Source organism: Pseudomonas sp. H3(2019), from assembly GCF_007713465.1.
In the GTDB taxonomy this organism is placed as follows: domain Bacteria; phylum Pseudomonadota; class Gammaproteobacteria; order Pseudomonadales; family Pseudomonadaceae; genus Aquipseudomonas.
Map to the genome: position 1 here is coordinate 186,892 of NZ_VMSG01000002.1, position 15,034 is coordinate 201,925.

10 protein-coding genes and 5 pseudogenes are annotated in these 15,034 nt (G+C 56.9%); 7 read left to right on the plus strand and 8 right to left on the minus strand.

Annotation, left to right across the window (positions count from 1 at the left end):
- Positions 1-85 precede the first annotated feature (85 nt).
- Positions 86-2,776 (minus strand): EAL domain-containing protein, encoded by a 2,691-nt coding sequence (locus FPT12_RS03190; protein ID WP_145014609.1) that lies wholly within the window; start codon positions 2,774-2,776, stop codon positions 86-88.
- A 467-nt stretch (positions 2,777-3,243) separates the two neighbouring features.
- Between FPT12_RS03190 and FPT12_RS27570 the strand changes: the two are divergent.
- Positions 3,244-3,342: pseudogene (locus tag FPT12_RS27570) on the plus strand (LysE family translocator); the annotation flags it as partial.
- Positions 3,343-4,356: 1,014 nt separating this feature from the next.
- Here FPT12_RS27570 and FPT12_RS27860 read toward each other — a convergent pair.
- A pseudogene (locus tag FPT12_RS27860) lies at positions 4,357-4,536 on the minus strand (hypothetical protein); the annotation flags it as partial.
- A gap of 365 nt (positions 4,537-4,901) precedes the next feature.
- Here FPT12_RS27860 and FPT12_RS03200 point away from each other — a divergent pair.
- Positions 4,902-5,429, plus strand: coding sequence for a hypothetical protein (locus FPT12_RS03200; RefSeq protein ID WP_218570707.1), 528 nt, complete (start codon positions 4,902-4,904; stop codon positions 5,427-5,429).
- 629 nt (positions 5,430-6,058) lie between these two features.
- Here the strand turns inward: FPT12_RS03200 and FPT12_RS03205 are convergent.
- Positions 6,059-6,790 (minus strand): hypothetical protein, encoded by a 732-nt coding sequence (locus tag FPT12_RS03205; protein WP_145014611.1) that lies wholly within the window; start codon positions 6,788-6,790, stop codon positions 6,059-6,061.
- Positions 6,791-7,021: 231 nt separating this feature from the next.
- Between FPT12_RS03205 and FPT12_RS27865 the strand changes: the two are divergent.
- Positions 7,022-7,294, plus strand: a pseudogene (locus tag FPT12_RS27865) (hypothetical protein); the annotation flags it as partial.
- Here the strand turns inward: FPT12_RS27865 and FPT12_RS03215 are convergent.
- The 5 genes and pseudogenes from FPT12_RS03215 to FPT12_RS03235 form a co-directional block, all read right to left on the minus strand.
- Positions 7,190-7,619: pseudogene (locus FPT12_RS03215) on the minus strand (glycoside hydrolase family 19 protein); the annotation flags it as partial. The pseudogenes FPT12_RS27865 and FPT12_RS03215 sit on opposite strands and share 105 nt — an antisense overlap.
- 219 nt (positions 7,620-7,838) lie before the next feature.
- Positions 7,839-8,159, minus strand: a complete 321-nt coding sequence (locus tag FPT12_RS03220; protein ID WP_145014612.1) for an isochorismate lyase — start codon at positions 8,157-8,159, stop codon at positions 7,839-7,841.
- A 166-nt stretch (positions 8,160-8,325) separates the two neighbouring features.
- Positions 8,326-8,501: pseudogene (locus FPT12_RS03225) on the minus strand (GABA permease); the annotation flags it as partial.
- Between the two features lie 15 nt (positions 8,502-8,516).
- Positions 8,517-9,440, minus strand: coding sequence for a LysR family transcriptional regulator (locus FPT12_RS03230; protein WP_145014613.1), 924 nt, complete (start codon positions 9,438-9,440; stop codon positions 8,517-8,519).
- A 94-nt stretch (positions 9,441-9,534) separates the two neighbouring features.
- Positions 9,535-10,734, minus strand: coding sequence for an MFS transporter (locus FPT12_RS03235; RefSeq protein WP_145014614.1), 1,200 nt, complete (start codon positions 10,732-10,734; stop codon positions 9,535-9,537).
- A 48-nt stretch (positions 10,735-10,782) separates the two neighbouring features.
- Between FPT12_RS03235 and FPT12_RS27575 the strand changes: the two genes are divergently transcribed.
- The 4 genes from FPT12_RS27575 to FPT12_RS03250 all read left to right on the plus strand — a co-directional run bounded on the left by FPT12_RS27575 (position 10,783) and on the right by FPT12_RS03250 (position 15,002).
- A complete protein-coding gene (locus FPT12_RS27575; protein ID WP_178098588.1) occupies positions 10,783-10,980 on the plus strand; it encodes a hypothetical protein in 198 nt (65 codons plus the stop codon).
- Positions 10,981-11,071: 91 nt separating this feature from the next.
- Positions 11,072-12,301 (plus strand): cytochrome c, encoded by a 1,230-nt coding sequence (locus tag FPT12_RS03240; protein WP_371922475.1) that lies wholly within the window; start codon positions 11,072-11,074, stop codon positions 12,299-12,301.
- The gene (locus tag FPT12_RS03245) at positions 12,298-12,771 is read left to right on the plus strand and encodes a (2Fe-2S)-binding protein (protein WP_145014616.1); all 474 of its coding nucleotides are present in this window, start codon (positions 12,298-12,300) and stop codon (positions 12,769-12,771) included. The genes FPT12_RS03240 and FPT12_RS03245 overlap by 4 nt, the downstream gene beginning before the upstream one ends.
- Positions 12,768-15,002, plus strand: a complete 2,235-nt coding sequence (locus tag FPT12_RS03250; RefSeq protein WP_145014617.1) for a molybdopterin cofactor-binding domain-containing protein — start codon at positions 12,768-12,770, stop codon at positions 15,000-15,002. Before FPT12_RS03245 ends, FPT12_RS03250 begins: the two co-directional genes overlap by 4 nt.
- Positions 15,003-15,034: the final 32 nt, after the last annotated feature.

Sequence of the window (15,034 nt, forward strand, 5' to 3'; positions counted from 1 at the left end):
CCAGCCCCTTGCGTCGCGCATTTCACATCACGATCACATCGACTCGGTGACGGTCCGGTAGAGCCGCTCAAAACTCGTCATAAATCTATGGGGGACTCACTTGCTCCGCTACCCCGAGCGGAAGGACGAGATCGATCCCACCTTCGATGTATTCCTCTAATGCATCTATATCCATGGGGCGACCAAAGAAATATCCTTGATAGTTACGGCAACCTAAAGCAGCCAACATGTCACGCTGCGCTTGCGTTTCAACGCCCTCAGCAATGACCGACAAGTTCATACTGTTTGCTAACGCGACCACCGTCTTGGCGATTGCCGCGTCGTTTGGGTCCACCAGGATATCGCGCACAAATCCCTGGTCGATCTTGAGTTGATCCAGCGGCAGGCGCTTGAGATATGACAGGGAGGAATAACCGGTGCCAAAGTCATCCAGCGAAAAGCCAACGCCGATGGATTTCAACGCATTCATCTTGGCAATCACATCCTCCACGTTGGAGACCAGCATACTTTCTGTAATTTCCAACTTGAGCCGACGAGGATTGGCACCGCTGCGCTTGAGCACAGACCGTATTTGTTCGACAAAGTCGTCCTGATTAAACTGCCGAGTACTGACATTGACGGCGATGTTCAGGTGCGAGAACCCGGATCTATCTGCCCATACCGCCAACTGCTGACAGGCCATTTCCAACACCTGCTCGCCTAGCGGAATGATCAAGCCACTCGCCTCTGCCAGTGGAATGAAATCTGCCGGAGAAATCATACCGCCGCGCGGGTCTTTCCAGCGCACTAACGCTTCCACGCCTGTAATGCGACCTTCGTCCGTGACCTGCGGCTGATAGTGCAGCAGGATTTGGTGTTGCTTGATAGTCTCGCGCAAGCCATCCTCAAGCGCGATTCGAGCGCTGAGGCTGGCCTGCATCTGCGGGTCGAAAAAGCGCAAGACGTTGCGTCCATAGGCTTTGGCCTGGTACATGGCTAACTCGGCGCGTTTCAAGGGCTCGCTTGCATCCTCATGCTGCTCACCGAACAGAGTAATACCGATACTGCAGGTTCGGTGCAGTGTGGATGTACACAGTTCAAAAGGCTGCTCGATCTCCCGCAGAGTTTTTTCGCCAATGTTTTCAGCATGGCTCGCCGCCTCCTGCGGATTGGTGCTCTGGCTCTCCAAAATAAGAGCGAATTTGTCGCCTCCAAGACGGGCGACGGTATCGCCCTCCCGAACACAACGCCTCAGTCGTTGGGCGATTTCACTTAGAAACAAGTCACCCTGACCATGCCCCAGCGTTTCGTTGATGGACTTGAAATCATCGAGATCGACAAACATCAATGCGCCCATCCATTGATGGCGAGCACTCGAAATCAATGCTTGTTCCAGCCGATCCATAAAGAGTCGTCGATTTGGCAACCCCGTGAGCTGGTCAGAGAACGATAGTCGCTGGATCTGCTGCTCGGCAGCCTTTCGGTCGCTGATGTCCCGGATGATCGCCTGAATGCACAGGGTGTCATCCAGGGTCATCACGTGCGCCGAAATCAGACCGGGCCACTTTCGGCCATCCTTACTGACAAATTCAGCTTCACGATCAATGAAATATCCGTTTTGCTGCAACAGACGAACCGACGAGTGACGCTCTTCCGGATAGCGCCAGATATCGATATCAAAAACCGTTTTGCCAATAGTATCTTCCCGTGACCAGCCAAATACGGGCGTAAATCCGTCATTGACCTCAAGAAGTCGCCCATCCTCAAGGCGGGTGATGACTTGACTATCCGGGCTGGTGCGAAATACGGTACGAAAGAGCTCCATTCTTTTCGCCTTACGTGATTCAGTTTCACGTCTATAGCTGGTACGCGTGTAAACAAGAATAGCCAGGGTGAAAATTGCCGCCAGTAAAAGAGTTTTGATAACTTCCTTTCGCCAGGGAGCCAGAAAGTCGTCGGTGCTCTTGGCGACGAAGATGTAGAGAGGGTAGTTCGCAATTTTTCGATAGCTATAGAGTCGCTCGATGCCGTCTACTGGAGCCACTGCTGTGTAGCTCCCGGCCTCCGGAGATGATCGAATCGCTGCTGTAGCCTTGGCTGAAACCAGCTTGGCGCCAACTTGCCCGCTTTCATTCGCTACTTTCGGATACCGGACGATGAGCGCCATCTCATCATCACGAATAGCGATGACCCCTTGTTTCCCAACATCAATAGTGGAAAACATGTCGGTGAAATACTCCATCATGCGCAACGAGCCCAGCGCCACACCTGCAAAGGAGCCATCAGCGTGGTTGATGCGTCTGGACAGGAGGACCGACCAGGCTTTTGTGGTGCGTCCTATCACGGGCTTGGATACGACCATTCCGAGATGCGAATTCTCACGCAGGCGTTGGAAATACTCTCGGTCGGTTATATTCGTTATCTTGCCGGCGGTCATTAATGTTCCCCAGGGGACATTACCTTTCTCATCCGCCACCCACAGCCCTTCGCAATCCCGAATCTGCGCCTGCTGCTGTTTTAAATACCCGTTGAGCAACGCACCATCAATGCCTCCGGTAGCCATTTGCCGCTCGATTTCGCTGGTGACAGCAAACAGGCCGACATCCACTTTATCAAGGATGCCGGAGACGTTGATGGCCAAGGACCGCGCCAGGTTCTCCGTTGTGATGACTGCATGAAGCTCATGCTGTTGTTTGCTCTGGTAGAGCGCCAGTCCCGCCAGCGCATAGACAAACAAAAGGATGGAAACAATAACTGCCGTAAGACGGACCGCTAAGGAATGTGATCGCAACTGCATAAGGAAGCCTCGACAAATCCAATTGGGGGCATAGCAGTTCAGTTCTTAGATTAGTCGGTCAAGTAATACTTGCCGTCGAAAACTGAAATACTCGATCAGATTTTGCGTAGCAACGCGCAAAATGGATCTTTTCCATGCTTCGCACCGGGTTGGGGAAGGTGACTTGATGGTGGTCGATGGAGTTAGTGAACTCAAAGGCCTTGCTTCGACCAAACCTTAGCAGAGGACATGACCTGCAGAAGCGATCCATAGCAGCCTTTGGTCAAGGGCAGAAACCGGCCGAAAGCCCTCATCCATAATGCACGCGGCTGACTGCGTCAGAGTGTTTGGATGCGCGATTGGGGCAAGCCATTGCTCACGTTGAAGTCAAACGTATTCCCTGGGAGCGGATACCCAGTGCTGCGACCGCTGTATGACGTTTTGTCAGTCAATCTGTATCTAACGTTCCCCCCGTTGACCGCCCTACTATCACAGCCTTGGTCTTGGCGGTTCCCTATGCATATGACGCGCTGCGACTCGGCGGCGCACGCTATCTGCTCTACCTTGCCTGGCAAGCGGTCAAGCCCAGCACGCCGACCACGGCAGCATGCTGGCGCAATCCATCGTGCTTGGCTTTACGCAGATCGTCATTACCCGATATCGCGGACGTTATATACGGCATGCATCGTTGTTCTCATGGGCACGGGGACGAGCTTCCAGACGGCTTTGAGCTTTGGCCAGATGCCTCTGGACCTGACAGACATACTCGATTCGGCATAGAGAGAGGTAAGGTCCAACTGTCTGACCGTGTGATTTTCGGACTACTCGGTGTAGCTGTTTTTTCAAAAGCCAATGTCAACCAAGCGGTACCAGATGGCTATTATTTAAGCTTCGCCGGTACGATCATGCCCATCAACGAGTGGTGGGGACGAGCCGACGACTTCCTTCCCTTGGCGGCAGCAGAAAACTTGCCCTCAGTGATTCTAGATTTTCAAAATCTGGCAATGATGTATCCCCAAGCTGTGATCCATCACCGTCTGACCCCCACCATGTCAAGGTGACCCCTAGGCTGACGCAAGCTATTGATACCATAGGAAAAACTACCATTTTTAAAGAGGTACAAATCAGCCACATCACCCTATAAGAATCAATAACTTAGCGTTGTATATTCCTACAGTAGTTCCCCTTCTCCGGCGTCCTGCCGACCGAACACAATCACATATCCCTGCACCACCACGACTGCGCATATAGGCAGCCGTCGACTTCCTCCAGTCCACTCATCGTGAACGCGTTTGTGGCCATCCCTGACATGAACGCATCGATCAACGCGGGCAACGGATCGGGGTCGAGCGGCATTACTCGCCTCACCCTGGCGATATCACTCGTCCGATTCATCAGGGCGCACATCTCGTTGCTCACATTGATGTCACCTCGCAACGGCACGCCGCAGCAGTTGGCCTCTAACTGCTTCTCGTATCCTAGCGGCTGCCGGAGCTCAGCCAGCAGCGACCTATTCCGTTTTTCCTACATGAATAGAGGTCATGCTAATTTTCTCGACCGCAAATGTAGGTGGGAACCGTCATTATTCTTAAAGCGGATTTTCAGATCTTTTTTATTCTTTTTGACGCGCCACAGCCCTGACGTACACCTCGCACGCCCGCAGCGCGATCAATACCTATTGCCACCATCTGCAGCTCGTAGCCGATCCGTTGCCGGCGCTCGGCCAGCATAGCGCGCACCTTCAGTTCCAGGGTGTCGGACTTTTTCAGCCCGTTCGCCGCCCGGGGGTGGCAGTTGATCCCCGATCCCGATGCATATCATATTGGTGATGGTTGCCGCCTCGCGCTACGGCAGATTGACACTCTGTATAGCTGGCGTTAACTAGGCATGCTCATGCCACTCAAGGACGCTCAATGCGGATAAAAATAAAGGATGAATTTTTATGAGAGTTTCAAAAGGTGTTCTACTTGCGTCGGTACTTTTCCCCTATGGTTCTTTATCGCTAGCTGATCCAATTGATGTTATTAAAGCATGTACTATACGGTCTGGATTTGAATCAGTAGCCACCGAGGCTCTAGCGGACTATAACATGGTAACTCTCCAGACTAGTTCTTCGAGTCCACATTTGAATGACATGAGGAGCTGTGTGGGCTCAATGATTGAATACGAGGAAAAAACGAAGGGATTTGCTGAGCTTGATGAGCGCGATAAGTCTGCTCTTTCTATTGTCGATGAAAAGCAAAAATTACTCGACACCTACAAAAAAATAAACGCAGGCGTAGAAACATTTTACCCTGATAAATACGCTGAAAAAACCAGAGAAATAGGGCCAACTGCTGAAGAAACAGCTAGTGCAAATGCAATAAATGCAAAAATCCGCGAGGCAGCAAAAGAGCGAGCTCGTACGCGACTGGCTGGATACGACTTCGATTATGCCGACAATTTAATTGTAGATAAAGAGAAAAGAACTCATTACAGACTGATTGGTACTGAGCCAAAGCCAATTACGCGAGAAATGATTTGTTCTGACCTAGAAAAAGGATCGAAAGATTACAAATGGTGCATGGGTGAAATCGTTGGTACGCCAGAAGCAGGCTGCCGTAACTCCTATGGCGATCCGTGCGGATCAAAATATGAAAAAAGCAGATATGGTTTCACTATAATTAAAGAATAGTTTATTTTTTACCCTCAAAGTCTAGTCTACGCATAGTCAGAACAAACGTAGGGCATTTGCCCTACGTTTAGACTGGTAAAGATCACTGGCCACTTCAGAACCTCCTAAGATAAAACTACGATGCAGTTTTAATCGGGTATTTGTGAGGGCTGGAGTGAGTAATTCCGGGGGCTAAAGACCACTCAAGCCCCCATCAAAACCCCTCATTGGCCCAAGAATTGGCCCAAGCTTCCGGCGTCCTGCCGACCGTACATCCCCCCAAATCCTACTGCTCGTCGCCCTACCCTCGCCCGACCTTCACGCCCCGATTACTGTATATCCAAACAGCACACAGTAAAGGCGCCTACCGTGGATCCCCTCGACATCGAAGACACCGGCGACTGCGTGAGCTTGTCCGCAGAGCTCAAAAAACCGTGCCCCGCATTCATACATGCTGGATATTGAGGTCGAAGAGCTGAATCAACAGTTACACACAGCATATTCAAACTGGTGGAGATGCACGCCAGCGCAATTGCGGAGCGTGACCGCCTCAAGGTAACTGAGTCGTACCTCAGCCACCCGAGTACTTTTTAGGAAGCTAAGAAAAAGGCCCCACACCGTGAGGCCTCATTTGTTACCCAACTGGCGAATTACAACGATTGCAAAGCAATGCTCGCGCTTTGAGAGTTCTGCTGGCTATCGGCATCCATCCACACATACTGCGTACCGTCACCTTGCATATTGTAAGAAATACTCTGGATCTGCGTAGCAGTGATGGTGACGGCACCTGGTTGCTGAGCAGCAGGCCCAATGTTAGTAACCTGACCTGCGAGCAAGCCGTTCGAGGTTTCATTGACGACGAACACGGTGGCCTTGGCCTCACGGAACTGGCACGAAATGAATTGGGTAGTTTTGCTGGCGATCGTCAGGTTCATCCATTTCGACGGTGGTACCGCGTAATAACGGGTGTACTTGTTGAACGGATACTGCTCACCGTTAGCCTGTAGCGGAGAGTTGGTCAGGCCACTGGTATTGGTCGGCATACTGGTACTACCCAACCAGATTTCGACCTGAGCGATGCCGCTGTTGCTAGGCAGTGAAACCGAGATGGTTTGGGTGTCTGTACCCGAGACAAAACCCAGCGAAGCCTGGCCCGCATTGGCCGTGGTACCAGGAACGGTGATCGAGGCAGGCGGCTGACTATTACTCCAAACCACACTGACTGCGGCGTTATTGTCATTTTGAGCAGAGTTGTAGATAAAGATCCCATAGAGTTGGCCCGGACGAAGAACGGTACAGGTCGCGGTGTCACCCGCCTTGAGGGTAATGCGTTGTCCACCGTTCCAATTTATCTGAGCAGCTGCTATAGCGAAGCTTTCCATGTTGAAACCCCTTTCCTTGGTTGATCAGCAATAGGTGTCACGCGCAACGACAGCTCCACTTCCGCTACACGTGGATAGGAGGCTAGCCGCCCTTTCTATTCCCGTTTGTTAATATCTAGATTCATTGGCGATAACCAGAAAGAGCATAAAAACGTTCCAAACAGGCCATTTGGAATCAGTCAAAAAAGAGAGTTTTTCAGGGGCAGGCCAAAGCCTTTCGCCAGAAAAATTGTCCGACATTCGCGACCGGTGGTGCTTACGCCAGAGCTGGCTCGGGAATGGTTGGACCTGACCACACCAAAGGCACACGCCGAACAGATGGTGCTGCTCCAGGGTGAACCGGCCGGAGCCTTCGAATGGTTCAAGGTCAGCCCCGGCGTGGGCAATGTGCGCAACCAGGGCCAGAGTGTTCAGCCCCCGGGTTGCCCAGAAACAGGCTGCCGACATTGCAGCGTGCTGCGGCAGCTCAAGGAGTTCCGGTTGCTTGATCAGATCAGGCCCTAGGGCCTTACCGCAGGCCGCGTAGTTGGCCCGGCCGGTGATCTGGATCAGTCCTCGGCCGCGGGACCTCGAGCCGTCGCCCTTGACGGTGTTGCCTAGGTCTTTCCGGCCTTTATATCCAGCCTGCGCCGGCGTGGCCCCCCCAAATTTCTCGCACGTAACGCAGCTGGCCGGATTCGTGGCCGATCTGTGCAATGAACGCCGCGACACGCTTCGCGCCGACAATCTGATAACGCTGCATCGCTGTATTCAGGACAGGAACAAAAACGCCGGCTTTGGCGCCGGCGTTCAGGAGGATCTGCAGCAACTGCCGCATAGTGATGGGCATGTTTTTCTCCAGGCAAAAAAAACCGGCTCAGGGCCGGGATCGATGTCGATTATTGAGATACAGCACAGAGCGTTATGGCCATCCTTGATCAAGCATCGGCTCGACAAACGAGCCGTCTGCGATCGCCGCCAGCAACTCGGCTTCGGCTGTGGATTCAACCGGTCGATGCAACAGATTGGCTAAATCGACTCCTCATGGCAGACAGCCCAGACACTAGTATCAAGTGTCAGATTGATGAGCCGCCCAGTGCTTCATCTCTTCTGCAATGAAGTGGTTCACTAGGTCGCTGTACATTTTCTCGATTGCATCCGGATTCAGGCCCTCGGCCTCTGCCCACTCGCGTCGAGTTACCAGCATGGCCTTGAAACGCTCCGGCGCACGCACTGAAGTCGCCGAGGTCTTGAACTTCGAGGCCGCGAGTACGTAGTGAAAGCGCTTGCCCAACAGCTTGATAATGGCCTGATCAAGGGTATCGATTTCGCGCCGGATGTCCTCCATGCCTGCACACGCTTCGGGCTGCAAATGATTGATGACTTCCATGTAGGAGACTCCGTTTGTTGAAAAAATCTTGGGACTTCACGGTCCGGTTCTGGCCGATTGCAGTCATCAAAGAGCGGTCGCCTTCGGCGCCTGGCGCTTTTTACGCCTCAAGAAAACCGATAGTTCAAAAAGCCTGCACGACAGCCGAGAGCCTCAACGCCAGATCGGAGATGACCGCAAAGATCGACAGCAAATAAAAACGCCAATACGCCATATCACCGAGCGCGTGGCCTTGGCAATGTTTTGCGTCCGATTATTGAGTTCAGCAACCGCTATAGTTACCGCTTCAGTACTGATGATACTGAACATGATGGTGATGAAGGCACCGACCAATACGGATACCTCAGTCGTAAACGGCTATTCGGTTTGCGTGACACAGGGAAGGAAACTGAGGATTTCCATGAGAAACTCAATAAATACATTAATCCGGCTGGAGCCACGGTGATTAGGCAAGTACAACGCGTTGATGCAAGTGCTGGCACTGCCGGGATTGACCTCGTAATGCTCGAGTAACCGGGTCAGCCGGCCGGCTGCCACGTCTTCGCGCACCAGCCAGTCGGCTAACAGCGTCACCCCCCCTCCGCCGATGGCTGCTTCGCGCAGGATATCGGCGTTGTTGCTTTGCAGGCGCCCGTGGACGTTGAGCTGAATGGGCGCTTCCTCATTCTGAAAGGTCCAGTGCTGGTGTGTGCCGCCGTAATCGAAACGCAGGCATTGATGCTCGAGCAAATCCCGTGGGTGACATAGCGCCGCGCTACGGGCCAGATAATCCGGACTAGCCACCACCCAGCGTTCGAAATGCCCTACGCGTTTGCTGACGATGTCTTCACTGACCACGGACGACCCCAGCCGGACCGAAACATCGATCTGTTCGCTGAGCAGGTCACCGACCTGATCGCTCAGAGACAGACTGATCTCAAGACCCGGATGCCGCTCGAGCAAACGGCTCAGGTGCGGCGCGATAAGGCGCCGCCCGAACTCCACCGGCACGCTGATGCGCAGTCGGCCCTGCGCTTCGCTGCCACGGTCAGCGACTACGGCATCTGCTTCGTCGATCGCGTCGAGAATCGCCACGGCTTTTTCGAAATAGGTCTGGCCGGCAACGGTCACGCTGGTGTTGCGCGTGGTGCGATTGAGCAGGCTCGCGCCCAGCTCGTGTTCCAGCCCCGCTACTTGCCGTGTCACTGACGACGTTGAGATCCCGAGTTTGCGCGCTGCTGAGGAATAGCCTCCACAGCGTACGGTTTCAACAAACATCTTGAGTGCCAGCAACTTGTCCATAAGCGGGGTCCGGTCGTAAGGGATCCCGGATGATTGTGCATCACTGTTCGCCCGTCGTCTTGTACCGTTGTGCTTGCACGCCCTCGCCCGGTGTTCAGACATCGGCCTTGCGGCTCAGGAACAACCCAAGCGCAAGCGCTGGCAGTAACGCCACCGCGACGGCGGACAGGTTCCAGCCGAAATGCTCGTACAGCGGGCTCGCGACCAGAGACCCCACCGCACCGCCGACGAAAATGCTGGTCATGTACACCGCGTTAAGGCGCGCGCGGCTGTGTGGATCAAGGGCGTACACCTCACGCTGGCCGAGCACCATGTTCAATTGCACGGCGAAATCCAGCAGCACCGCACATACCACCAGCCAGACATAGCCGCTGCCCGGTAGCGCGGCGATCAACAGCGACACCGGCGCCAGCAACAACGCGACCAGCGTGCCGCGACGTCCATGTCCGGCATCGGCCAGACGCCCGGCAATCGGTGCCGCAATGGCACCCGCCGCACCGACCAAAGCGAAGATCGCCACTTGCGCCTGAGTGAAGCCGTGGTGACGCATCAGTTCAATCGGTGCGAGGGTCCAGAACAGGCTGAAACTGGCAAACAGCAGCCCTTGATACAGAGAGCGCTGACGCAACACCGGATAACGCCGGGCCAAGGCAAACACCGAACCGATCAACGCAGCATACGTAGCTTTATGAGTCGGCAGCCGACGCGGCAATGCCACAGCGGTAATCAGAGCAATGACCGCCATCAGGGCCGCAGCGCTGTAAAACACCCCGCGCCAGCCGAACACTTCGACCAACAGGCTCGACAGTGGCCGCGACAACAGAATTCCCAGCAGCAGACCGCTCATGATATTGCCGACGACGCGGCCACGGCTGGCCTCGGGCGCCAAGTGCGCCGCCAGCGGCACAAGGATCTGCACGGCCACGGAGGTCAGGCCGATCAGCAAAGACAACACCAAGAACATCGACGGCGAATGGCTCAGCCCGGCGCACAACAGCGTGACACTCGCCGCGAGGGTGAAGCCGACCACCAGACGGCGGTTTTCCATCAGGTCGGCCAGCGGCACCAGCAGCAACAGGCCCAGCGCGTAGCCAAATTGCGTGAGCGAAACGATCAGGCTGGCATTGGCGCTGGACAGACCGATCTGCGGTGCAATCAGCTCAACGATCGGCTGAGCGTAATAAAGATTGGCCACGACCGCACCACAGCAGAACGCAAGGAACGCGACCATCAGGCCGGAAAGTGAAGTTGGCTGTTCGGCGCTGACCGCAACGGCCGGGTTGCCCGTGAGCATGATGACACCTCATTGAGTTCAGGAAAGTGGTGCCAAGGCTACAGCCGCGTGTCGATGCGCAGAATCCATGTGGCAGGCAACGCAGTGATGCGTCCCGCGCAACGTCGCAGGCGTTGCTTCTGGCGCAACGCGCTGTTGCGTGCGCCGGTGATTCTCCCGCGCTGGCGGATTCTCTACGCTTTGGCCCTTGGCGCAGTCGTCCACATCGGTGCCCTTCCCCGGCCGTCACAAGGAGCGTTGTCATGACCCGTATCCCATCCGTTCTGCCATTGTCTGCCGCGTTTTTCTCTGTCCCATGAGCAGCCACTTCCTGAAGTCCAGAAGGCTATGGATCAGCGTGGCAGTCGTTGCTGTGCTCGGCCTTATCGGCGCCGTTTTGCTGATGTGGCGCCCGGCAATTGCGCCCATCGAGCGTCCGACGGCATTCGATGTCGCGCAGTTGCAACGCGGGGCGCGGGTGGTCGAGGCCGGTGATTGCGCGGTCTGCCATACCCGCCCCGGCGGCGAATATCTGGCCGGTGGGCTGCCGTTGCTAACACCCTTCGGCACGCTGTTCAGCACCAACATCACCCCGGATGCACAGACCGGTATCGGCCAATGGTCACTGCCGGCATTCGAGCGGGCAATGCGCCAGGGTATTGCCCGCGATGGTCGCTTTCTCTATCCGGCATTTCCCTACGTGCACTACCGGCGCATGAGCCAAGCGGACATCGCCGACGCCTATGCCTACTTGATGAGCGGCCCTGCCATTCACGCGCCGGCCGAGCGGAACCGGATGAATTTCCCGATGAACATTCGCCCGCTGGTGTCGTTCTGGAACCTGCTGTTCCTGCACGGTGAACCGCTGACGCCATTGGCACAGCGCAGCGAGGCGTGGAATCGCGGGCGTTATCTGGTCGACGGCCCGGGCCATTGCGCCGGTTGCCATTCGCCGCTGAACCTGATCGGCGCGGAAAAAACCTCGGAATATTTGCAGGGCGGCAGCGTTGACGGCTGGCAAGCGCCAGCGTTGGTCGGTATGGGCCAGCGCGCCGCCCCGTGGAGTCGCGAGCAGCTGGTCGGCTATCTGCGCGCCGACGTGGTCGATGTCCACGGTACGCCCGCTGGCCCGATGCGTCCGGTCAGCTTGAGTCTGGCACGCTTGCCAACCCGTGAAGCCGAGGCGATTGCCGAATATCTCCTCAGTCTGGAGAGCCCGCACACAGTGACGCCGAAGACGTTCGCCAGTGAACCGGCAGATCAGGCGACCGGCGCCCTGCTCTTCAGTAGCGCCTGCGCCGGATGCCATGGCCCGGCGGCGCCGATGCGCGCAATCGATGGTCGCCCGGGGCTGCAAAGCACCTCGGCGCTGCAAGCGGCCAGTTCGCGCAACTTTCTCAAGACCGTGCTCGAAGGCTTGCCTGCCACGCCCGGATCGCCCGGCCCGGTGATGCCACCGTTCGCCGCCAGCCTCGACAATACGCAACTCGACGCACTCGCCGCGTATCTGCGCCAGCAAGCCAGACCCGATCAGCCTTGGGCCGACCTCTCTTCCACTATTGAAGCGTTACGTCAGGAGACGAAATGAGCCAGATCACTCTCAACGTCAACGGAGCCGCCCAACCGCTTGAGCTAGAGCCGGACATGCCGCTGCTGTATGCGCTGCGCAACCACTTGAACCTCAACGGCGCCAAGTACGGTTGCGGTCTCGGTCAATGCGGCGCCTGCACGGTGATCGTCGATGATCAACCGGTGTTCGCCTGCCTGACGCCCTGCGCCGGCCTCGAAGGCAAAAAAATCCGCACCGTGGAAAGCCTCGGCAGCGCCGAGAAACCTGGGCCTTTGCAAGCGGCGTTCATCGAGAAACAGGCCGCGCAATGCGGCTACTGCATTGCGGGCATGCTGATGCGCGCGCAAGCGTTGCTTGAACGCAATCCACAACCGGATGAGCCAACCATCCGCGAGCACATGGCCGGCAACCTGTGCCGCTGCGGAACGCACTTGCGGATCATCGAGGCAATCAAACAGGTGGCTGGGCAAAACGGGAGTCTGACATGAGCGAGTCGAATGGTTTGAACCCGAGTCGGCGCGCCTTCCTGCGCGGCGGTGCGTTGCTGATGGCGTTCACCCTGATGCCGGTGGCACGGCGTGCTTTGGCTGATACGGAAGTCGATACGCTCGGCACCGTGGTACTCGCGCCCGACCTCCCCGGAAGCCTGCGCACCAACCCCTGGCTCGACGCCTGGATCCGCATCGGCGCCGACGGCATTACCGTCTACACCGGTAAGGTCGAATTGGGCACCGGGGTAAAAACCGCATTGCTGCAAATTGCCGCCGAGCGTTTGCAGGTGCCGGCAACCTCTATCAACTTGCTCACCGCCGACACCGCGCTGACGCCCAACGAAGGCTACACCGCTGGCAGCCACAGCATTTTCGACAGCGGTACCGCGTTGTATAACGCTGCCGCGCAGGTGCGCGAAATGCTCGTCGATGCCGCCGCGCGCAGTTGGCATGTTAATGGGGCGCTGCTGAGCACCCGCAACGTTATGATCGAAGGCCCGGCCGGTCAGCGGATGAGTTACGCCGAGGCGGTCAAGCATGTCGATGTGCACCAATACGCCAAGGCTCAGTCACCGGCGATGGCCACCGCTGACTTCAAACTGATCGGGCATTCGTTGCCCCGCCTCGACATCCCGGCGAAAGTCAGCGGCGGCGCGGCATTCGTGCAGGACATGCGCCTGCCGGGCATGCTGCATGCGCGGGTGATCCGCCCACCCCGTCCGGGCTGCACGCTGCAAGCATTCGATGGGGCGTCCATTGAAGCCTTGTCTGGCGTGGTCAAAGTGATCCGCGACGGAAACTATCTGGCGGTAGTCGCCCGTGATGAGTGGCAAGCGATCAAAGCCATGCGCAGTGCCTACGAAGTTGCGCAATGGAGCGGCGGCGAGGCGATTCCCGAGGCGGCGCAGATACATGGTTTGCTGAAAAGCCTGCCCTCACGGCGCTATCCGATCAGCAACAACGGCACGCCGAGCGGCGCGGCCGACACGCGTTTTCAGGCGCGGGTAACCAAACAATATCTGATGCATGGCTCGATCGGCCCGTCCTGTGCGGTAGCCTGGTTCAAGGACGGCAATCTCACCGTCTGGACCCACACCCAAGGCGTTTACCCGCTGCGCGCCGGCATTGCCGAAATGCTGCGCCTGCCGCCTGAACGGGTGCGTTGTATTCACACCGAAGGCTCAGGGTGTTACGGGCACAACGGCGCCGACGATGCCGCCGCCGATGCGGCATTGATTGCCATGCGCGTGCCCGGTACGCCGGTGCGCGTGCAATGGATGCGCGAACAGGAAAATCTGTGGGAACCCTACAGTTCGGCGATGGTGGCCGAGGTCGACGCGGGGCTGGTGCAAAATCGACTGCAGGATTGGACTTACGATCTATGGACGACGCCGCACAACGAACGCATCGTCAACGCCGGGCGACTGCTGCCGGCACGCTTGCTGGCGCGGCCCTTCGCCTCGGCGCCATCAGTGCCAATCGCCCAACCCGAAGGGGATGGTGATCGCAACGCGGTGCCGCTGTACGACCTGAAGTCGACACGCATCAACATGAACTTCGTCACCGAAATGCCCTTTCGCACCTCGGCCATGCGTTCGCTGGGTGCGCACATCAATATCTTCGCCATCGAGGCGAGTATCGACGAGTTGGCGATCAAGGCCGGGATCGACCCGGTCGCGTTGCGTCTGACCCATCTGAGCGACCCACGTGCCCGTGCGGTCGTGGAGCGTGTACGTGATGCTATCGGCTGGCCGCAAAAAAGCAGCGAGCCCGGCGCCGGCATCGGTTTCGCCTTTGCCCGCTACAAAAACATCATGGGTTACTGCGCCATCGCGGTGAAGCTGCGGGTGCATCCGCAGACCGGCGAGATCCGCATCGATCATGTGGTGACGGCGGTGGACGTCGGCCAGATCGTCAGCCCCGATGGCCTGCGCAATCAGGTCGAGGGCGGCATCGTGCAGTCTGCCAGCTGGACCCTGTACGAAAAAGTCGCTTACGACGCGGGAGGCATTCGCAGCTACGACTGGAGCGGTTATCCGATTCTGCGTTTCACGCAACTGCCGAACAAAGTCGATGTGCATTTGCTTGACCAGCCGGGAGAACCCTTCCTCGGTGCCGCTGAAATTGTGCAGGGCCCGATGGCCGCCGCCCTTGGCAACGCCGTCGCCAACGCAACCGGCCGCCGCTGGCTGAACCTGCCGCTGACTCGCTCGACACAACCCGCCTGAGCCACGCCCGTGTTCATCGGTGATCAGCACGG